8 protein-coding genes are annotated in these 6883 nt (G+C 68.5%); 4 read left to right on the top strand and 4 right to left on the bottom strand.

Annotation, left to right across the window (positions count from 1 at the left end; genetic code table 11):
* Positions 1-90 precede the first annotated feature (90 nt).
* Both aroB and AC5JLE_RS10710 read right to left on the bottom strand, forming a co-directional pair.
* Positions 91-1203: a 3-dehydroquinate synthase gene (gene aroB, locus AC5JLE_RS10715; RefSeq protein ID WP_032957074.1), complete on the bottom strand. Its 1113-nt coding sequence runs from the start codon at positions 1201-1203 to the stop codon at positions 91-93.
* Positions 1200-1742, bottom strand: a complete 543-nt coding sequence (locus tag AC5JLE_RS10710; protein WP_197562195.1) for a shikimate kinase — start codon at positions 1740-1742, stop codon at positions 1200-1202. The genes aroB and AC5JLE_RS10710 overlap by 4 nt, the downstream gene beginning before the upstream one ends.
* Positions 1743-1840: 98 nt before the next feature.
* Here AC5JLE_RS10710 and AC5JLE_RS10705 point away from each other — a divergent pair, with 98 nt between their 5' ends.
* The gene (locus AC5JLE_RS10705) at positions 1841-2044 is read left to right on the top strand and encodes a dodecin family protein (protein WP_005410663.1); all 204 of its coding nucleotides are present in this window, start codon (positions 1841-1843) and stop codon (positions 2042-2044) included.
* Between the two features lie 8 nt (positions 2045-2052).
* On the opposite strand, the gene AC5JLE_RS10700 is transcribed toward AC5JLE_RS10705, so the two are convergent.
* A complete protein-coding gene (locus AC5JLE_RS10700) occupies positions 2053-2880 on the bottom strand; it encodes a kinase (protein ID WP_241884294.1) in 828 nt (275 codons plus the stop codon).
* Between the two features lie 40 nt (positions 2881-2920).
* Here AC5JLE_RS10700 and pdxH point away from each other — a divergent pair, with 40 nt between their 5' ends.
* On the top strand, positions 2921-3520 hold the full coding sequence (pdxH, locus tag AC5JLE_RS10695; RefSeq protein WP_053495218.1) for a pyridoxamine 5'-phosphate oxidase: 600 nt from the start codon (positions 2921-2923) through the stop codon (positions 3518-3520).
* A gap of 187 nt (positions 3521-3707) precedes the next feature.
* Positions 3708-4160 carry a DoxX family protein gene (locus AC5JLE_RS10690; protein WP_197562062.1) on the top strand — a complete coding sequence of 151 codons (453 nt, stop codon included), beginning with the start codon at positions 3708-3710 and terminating at the stop codon, positions 4158-4160.
* A 74-nt stretch (positions 4161-4234) separates the two neighbouring features.
* On the opposite strand, the gene prpR is transcribed toward AC5JLE_RS10690, so the two are convergent.
* On the bottom strand, positions 4235-5818 hold the full coding sequence (prpR, locus tag AC5JLE_RS10685) for a propionate catabolism operon regulatory protein PrpR (protein ID WP_134967273.1): 1584 nt from the start codon (positions 5816-5818) through the stop codon (positions 4235-4237).
* Positions 5819-5971: 153 nt separating this feature from the next.
* Here prpR and prpB point away from each other — a divergent pair, with 153 nt between their 5' ends.
* On the top strand, positions 5972-6865 hold the full coding sequence (gene prpB, locus AC5JLE_RS10680) for a methylisocitrate lyase (RefSeq protein WP_496065292.1): 894 nt from the start codon (positions 5972-5974) through the stop codon (positions 6863-6865).
* The last annotated feature ends 18 nt before the right edge of the window (positions 6866-6883 follow it).

The following is a 6883-nucleotide window of genomic DNA, read 5'->3' as shown; positions in this document are numbered from 1 at the left end:
GTCGCGGGCCGCAATCCGTCCCGCGCCGCCCGTTTGGGCCGGCGGCGGGCGGGCCCCCTCGTTGCGGTGGTTGCCGGCCCGCGGCCGGCACTACCGGACCGACAGCACCTTCAGCACCGCCGCCTCATCCACGTCCGGCACCACTTCGGCACGGCCCATCCCGCGCCACAACACCAGGCGCAGGCGGCCGGCCACGTTCTTCTTGTCCAGGCGCATGCGGCCGAGCAGGGCCTGCGGCTCCAGCCCGGCCGGGATCGCCACCGGCAGGCCGAGGCGTTCCAGCAGGGCCTGCAGGCGCGCGCGGTCGGCATCGTCGGCCAGGCCCAGGTCGGTGGACAGCTTCGCCGCCAGCACCATGCCCACCGCCACCGCCTCGCCGTGGTTCAGCGCATCGCGGCCCGGGGCCGAATAGCCCTGTTCGGTCTCGATGGCGTGGCCGAAGGTGTGGCCGAGGTTGAGCAGGGCACGCTCGCCCTTTTCGAACGGGTCGCGCTCGACGATGGCGGCCTTGTGCCGGCAGCTGCGCGCGATGGCCTCGGCCAGCACCGCATCCTCGCCGGCCAGCAGCGCATCGGCATGCTGCTGCAGCCACTCGAAGAACACGGCATCACCCAGCGCGCCGTACTTCACCACTTCGGCCAGGCCGGCACGCAGCTCGCGTGGCGGCAGGGTGGCCAGCACGCGGGTATCGGCGATGACCGCACGCGGTGGATGGAAGGCACCGACCAGGTTCTTGCCGGCCGGAATGTCGACTGCGGTCTTGCCGCCCACCGACGAATCGACCATTGCCAGCAGGGTGGTCGGCAGCTGCACGCAGTCCACGCCGCGCATCCAGCAGGCGGCAGCGAAACCGGCGAGATCACCGACCACGCCGCCGCCGAGGGCGAAGACGCAGGCGTCGCGGGTGGCGCCGAGCGCGGCCAGCGCTTCGATCGCGCGGCCGAACTCGGCCAGCGTCTTGGAGGCTTCGCCCGCGGCCAGCACGTGCTCGCCGATGACCAGGTCGGGGCGAGCGGCCAGCAGCGTCTGCTTCACCGGCGCCAGATAGCGCGGGGCGACTTCACTGTCGCTGAGCAGCAGCACATGACGGCCGCGCACGTGCGAGGCCAGCGCGGTGCCATCGGCCTGGGCACCGGCGCCGATGGTGATGGAGTAGGGGCGGTCGCCGCCAACGGCGACCTGCAGCAGGGCGGGGGAGGTCATGCGGTCAGGTCCTGGCGCTGCCATTGCGTGGCCAGCTTGACCACCAGTTGGGCGGTCGCATCGGCAGCGGTATACGGGTCGGTGTCGAGGGTGAGGTCGGCCAGTTCGCGGTACAGCGGGTCGCGGTGTGCGGCCAGATCGTGCAGCACCTGCTCGCGGTCCGGGCGCTGCAGCAGCGGCCGGCCCTTGTCGCGGGCCAGGCGCTCGAGCTGTTCGGCCACGCTGACCCGCAGATAGACCACGAAGCCGCGCCGGGCGATCAGTGCACGATTGTCCGGATCCAGCACGGCGCCGCCACCGGTGGAGACCAGCTGGCCACGGCCTTCCAGTACCCGCGCAAGCGCCTGGCGTTCATGGCTGCGGAAGCCGGCTTCGCCGGAGTGCTCGAAGATGGTCGGAATGCTGGCGCCGGCGGCATCGACGATGGTCTGGTCGACATCGACGAAGTCCAGCGTGAAACGCTCGGCCAGGCGGCGGCCGATGCAGGTTTTGCCGGCGCCCATCGGGCCGATCAGGATCAGGTTCGGAGCAGGATTCATGCCTTCTGATGCTAACACCTCCGTGCCCTGGCCTTTACGTTCTTCACGTCAGGGTGGGCGTTCCTGCGGGGTCTCCCGCGCCAGACGGAGTACAGGCCATGACGGTCGCCAAGGTCATCGAAATCACTGCGTCCTCGCCGAAAAGCGTGGAAGACGCCGTGCGCAGCGGGCTGAAGAAGGTCTCCGAGACGGTCAAGGGCATCCAGGGCGCCTGGGTGAACGAGACCAAGGTGGTCACCAATGGCAGCGGCGAGATCACCGAATGGCGGGTCAACCTGCGGGTGACTTTCCTGGTGGAATAGGGGCGCGTTCAGCGCACGTCCTGCACCTGTCGCTGGCCGTCCAGCACCACCACGTGGTCGGCCAGGGCGGGCAGGGAATGCAGCGCCTGGCGGCTGACCCGCTCGTAGTACTGCACGAAGCGCTCCAGCTGTGGCCGGCTCATGCCGTGCCGGCCCGGCTGCGCGGCCTGCAGGTTCTGCTCCTGCTGCCAGCGCCAGCGTGGTACCACCGAGAAATCCGGCGGCTGCAGGAACCACAGGCGGTCGCAGCGCTGCCACAACGCCGGGTAGTCACGGGCCAGCGCCTGGTTGCACCAGCGCCGCCAGCGGCCATCGGCGTCGGCTTCGCGTTCCAGTGCGTTCAACGGGCTGTCCAGCGCGTCGTCATCCTGCGCGGGCGTGCCCAGGAACCAGCCTTCGAATACCAGCAGGTCCAGCGGTTGCTGCAGCTGCGGCCAGTGTGCTTCGGGCAGGCGCTCGTCGGCCAGCTTGTCGAAGCGCGGCATTGCGAAGGGCTGGCGTGCGGCCACGGCGTTCAATACCGCATGGGCCAGCGGCAGGTCGTGGGTGCCGGGCGGGCCGCGGGTGATCAGCAGTGGGTGCACCTGGCGGGCCAGCCGTTGGCGCTGTGCGCGGGTCAGGTAGACATCATCGATCGACAGCGTGGCGGCGTTCAGGCCGCGTGCCTGGGCACGGGCCACCACCTGCGCCGCCAGCGTCGATTTGCCGCTCCCCTGCAGGCCGCTGATCGCCAATACTGGAACCGCTGCGCCGCTGCCCAGCGCATCATCCAGCGCCTGTTCGGCCAATGTTTCGGGGAATCCTTTCACCTGGGGCATATACGCAGCAGCGGCCATGCAGCCACAATAGCCCAATCCGTGTGAGAAGAACGCAATCATGAGCGACCTGTACGCCGAAGCCCTGTCCACGTTTGCCGGCCTGTTCGACGAGGCCAAACAGAGCCGCGAGGTCGAGCCGAACGCGATGACCGTGGCCACCGCCGATACGCAGGGTCGTCCCTCGGCGCGCACCGTGCTGCTGAAGGCGTTCGATGAGCGTGGCTTCGTGTTCTACACCCATCTGGACAGCCACAAGGGCCGGGAGCTGCAGGCCAATCCGCAGGCTGCACTGCTGTTCCTGTGGCGCAGCCTGCGCGAGGCCGGCATCCAGGTGCGCATCGAGGGTCGCGTCGAGCAGGTTGCCGCTGCCGAGGCCGACGCCTATTTCGCCAGCCGTCCACGCATGAGCCAGATCGGTGCCTGGGCTTCGCAGCAGTCGAAGACGCTGGCAACGCGCGAGGAATTCGATGCGCGCGTGGCCGAGGTCGAAGCCCGCTTCGAGGGCAAGGACGTGCCGCGCCCGGAGGGCTGGAGCGGCCTGCGCGTGGTGCCTGACCGCATCGAGTTCTGGTATGGCGCGCAGTTCCGCCTGCACGAGCGCTGGTGCTATGAAGCCGGCGCCGAAGGGCGCTGGAGCAAGCGCCTGCTGTACCCGTAAGGCGGGGTGGTGCCGGGGCTGCTGTAGAGCCGAGCCCATGCTCGGCTGATGTTCTCGCAGGAGCAGCCGAGCATGGGCTCGGCTCTACAGCAACCTGCGTTTGTCGCGAACGGACTGGTCCGCTTCATGCACGAGCAGGTCGGCGACGGGCACACTCGCTGCGATGCCCTCGATCTGCGGAGTTGCCATGCCCTCCTGGCGTTGCCTGTTTGCCGTGCCGCCACCACGCCGCGGCGTGGAAGCGTTGTTGTTGCTGCTCGCCCGCATCGTCGCCGGTGTGATGTTCTGCGTGTCCGGCTGGAACAAGGTGTTCACCGACGCCGGGCGCGAGCGCATGGTGCATACGCTGGTCGATGCCGGTATCCCATTCCCGGTGTTCAGTGCGCCGGTACTCGGTGCGATCGAGTGGATTGCGGGTGGTCTGCTGGTGCTGGGCCTTTTGAGCCGCCCCTCGGCCCTGCTGCTGGCGGCGATCTGCGTAGTGGCTGCGCTGACCGATGGCATCGCGCGCATTCCTACGGGACTGAGCGTGCCGGATTGGCTGAGCTGGTTCTTCTACCTGAGCGAAGTGCCGTTGGGCGTACTGCTGCTGTGGATTGCCGCAGTGGGTAGTGGACGGTTCGCCATCGAAGCGCGCTGACGACAGGCACCCTGTAGAGCCGAGCCCATGCTCGGCTGCTTACGCGGGAACCTCAGCCGGGCATGGGCTCGGCTTTACAGGTCCTCCGCGCGCAGCCAGCGCCACAGCGTGGTGCGTGACACGCCCAGCGCCTGCGCCATGCCCTCACGATCATGCCGGTGTTCCCGCAGCAGTGCTTCCAGCTTGGCCCGCGGCGGGCGCCTGCCGTTGCTTTCCAGCGGCAACGCCGCGACACCTTCATGCACCAGCTCGGGTGCCAGCTGCAGCAGCCGCGCCGTATCGATCAGCCCTTCACCGGGCTGCCAGTGGATGCGCAGGCGATCGACCAGATTGCGCAGCTCGCGCACGTTTCCCGGCCACTCGGCCGCGCACAGCACCGCCAGCGCCGCCTCATCCAATGGCGCGTCGATGCCACGCAGCTGGCGGAAGAAATGCTGCGCCAGCAACGGGATGTCACCGCGTCGGGCGCGCAGCGAGGGCAGGGCAATCCGCAGCGCGGCCAGGCGGTAATACAGGTCGCGGCGGAAGCTGCCGGCCGCCGCGCGCTGCTCCAGCGATTGCAGGGTGGCGGCGACCACGCGCAGGTCCACCGGCGTCGGTTCGGTGGCACCCACGCGCAGCACTTCACGTTCCTCCAGCACCCGCAGCAGGCGGGTCTGCAGCGGCAGCGGCAGTTCGCCGATTTCGTCCAGGAACAGGGTGCCGCCATCTGCAGCTTCCACCAGGCCAACGCGGCCGCCGCGCCGTGCGCCGGTGAAGGCGCCATCGCTGTAGCCGAACAGCTCCGCTTCCAGCAGCGATTCGCTGATCGCGCCACAGTTCAGCGCGACGAAGCGGCCACGGCGCCCGCTGGCGGCGTGCAGCTGGCGCGCCACCAGTTCCTTGCCGGTGCCGGTTTCGCCGCTGACCAGCACGGTGCTGTCATGTGGGGCATACAGCGCGATCTGCGCGCGCACCTGCGCCATCGCGTCGCTGTCGCCGAGCAGTTCATGCGCATCGGCACGCGCTGCCGGGCGCCGGCGCGGTGCAGCGCGGTTGCTGCCGGAACGTGCCAGGGTCTGGGTCAGTTCCAGCGCATGTTCGAACGCCTGCCGCACCGAGTCGGCCGAATACAGCAGCACCCCGGGCAGGCCGGCCTGCTCGGCATGGTCGATGGCCATGCCGGTGCCGACGATCACCTCGATGCCGTTGGCGCGCAGGTCGGCGATGCAGTCGCGCGCATCCTCGCGGGTGACGAAACGGCGATGCTCGATATCCAGGCCGAAACTCTGCTGGAAGTTGCTGAACACCGGTACGTCGCTGGCGTGGGTGACCAGGCCGATGCGGCTGGCGATACGCCGTGCCCGGGCCAGCGCTTCCATCAGGTCGAAGCCGTTGGCCTGGATCGGCACCAGCGGCAGCTCCAGCCGGCCGCGCAGCCAGGCCGCGTTGGAGCCGCCAGCGATGACCACGTCGCAGTGCTCGCGGCGCAGGCGTTGGCCGATCACCTCCACCGCTTCCTCGAAGCCGAGATTGATCTGTTCGATACGCGCGCGGCGGTCGAACTCGGGGATCACGTCGCCGAGCAGGCCGGTCAGCCGCGAGACGCTGACCGTCCAGATCACCGGACGGCCCGGGTCGGCATCGGCATGGCGAAGCGGGGAGCGGGGCAGATACATGGCAGCCGGTTCGGGGAGGATGTTTCATGATACATCCGTTTCAATGTTTCATATGTTCCACTGCTGCATGCCGGTCATTCCCGTGAAATCAACCGCTTGCAGCTTGGCATGGTGCTTGCGCTTCCTTATCCGTACTTCAACCTGGATCGTCGCATGACCGCTTCTGCCCCTTTCTCCGCCGGTGCCCGCTTCCGTGAGGTGCTGGCTGCCGAATCGCCGCTGCAGGTGATCGGTGCGATCAACGCCAACCACGCCCTGCTGGCCAAGCGCGCCGGCTTCCGTGCCATTTACCTGTCCGGCGGCGGCGTTGCCGCAGGCTCGCTGGGCCTGCCGGACCTGGGCATCAACACCCTGGAAGACGTGCTGGTGGACGTGCGCCGCATCACCGATGTCTGCGACCTGCCCTTGATGGTCGACATCGACACCGGCTTCGGCCCGAGCGCGTTCAATATCGCGCGCACCGTGAAGTCGCTGATCAAGGCCGGCGCGGCCGCCTGCCACATCGAGGACCAGGTCGGTGCCAAGCGTTGCGGCCATCGGCCGGGCAAGGAGATCGTCTCGCAGGGTGAAATGGTCGACCGTGTGAAGGCCGCTGCCGATGCCAAGACCGATCCGGACTTCTTCCTGATCGCGCGCACCGATGCCATCCAGGTGGACGGCGTGGACAAGGCGATCGAGCGCGCCATCGCCTGTGTCGAGGCCGGTGCCGACGGCATCTTCGCCGAGGCCGCCTACGATCTGGATACCTACCGCCGCTTCGTCGACGCGGTGAAGGTGCCGGTGCTGGCCAACATCACCGAATTCGGCGCCACCCCGCTGTTCAGCCGCGATGAACTGGCCTCGGCCGGCGTCGCCATTCAGCTGTTCCCGCTGTCGGCGTTCCGTGCCGCCAACAAGGCCGCCGAGAACGTCTACCAGGCGGTGCGCCGCGATGGCCACCAGCGCAACGTGGTGGAAACCATGCAGACCCGCGAGGAACTCTACGACCGCATCGGCTATCACGCCTTCGAGCAGCAGCTCGATGCGCTGTTCGCCGCCAAGAAATAAGCAGTACCCTGCACCATC

It is taken from the genome of Stenotrophomonas sp. (genome assembly GCF_059505245.1).
This window is presented reverse-complemented; position numbering and strand designations above follow the sequence as displayed.

What these genes read in the sequence shown, in the direction of transcription:
- AC5JLE_RS10705 (WP_005410663.1), top strand. Translation starts at nt 1,841, where the DNA reads ATGACGGTCGCCAAGGTCATCGAAATCACTGCGTCCTCGCCGAAAAGC.
- prpR (WP_134967273.1), bottom strand. Translation starts at nt 5,818, where the DNA reads ATGTATCTGCCCCGCTCCCCGCTTCGCCATGCCGATGCCGACCCGGGC.
- aroB (WP_032957074.1), bottom strand. Translation starts at nt 1,203, where the DNA reads ATGACCTCCCCCGCCCTGCTGCAGGTCGCCGTTGGCGGCGACCGCCCC.
- pdxH (WP_053495218.1), top strand. Translation starts at nt 2,921, where the DNA reads ATGAGCGACCTGTACGCCGAAGCCCTGTCCACGTTTGCCGGCCTGTTC.
- AC5JLE_RS10710 (WP_197562195.1), bottom strand. Translation starts at nt 1,742, where the DNA reads ATGAATCCTGCTCCGAACCTGATCCTGATCGGCCCGATGGGCGCCGGC.
- AC5JLE_RS10700 (WP_241884294.1), bottom strand. Translation starts at nt 2,880, where the DNA reads ATGGCCGCTGCTGCGTATATGCCCCAGGTGAAAGGATTCCCCGAAACA.
- prpB (WP_496065292.1), top strand. Translation starts at nt 5,972, where the DNA reads ATGACCGCTTCTGCCCCTTTCTCCGCCGGTGCCCGCTTCCGTGAGGTG.
- AC5JLE_RS10690 (WP_197562062.1), top strand. Translation starts at nt 3,708, where the DNA reads ATGCCCTCCTGGCGTTGCCTGTTTGCCGTGCCGCCACCACGCCGCGGC.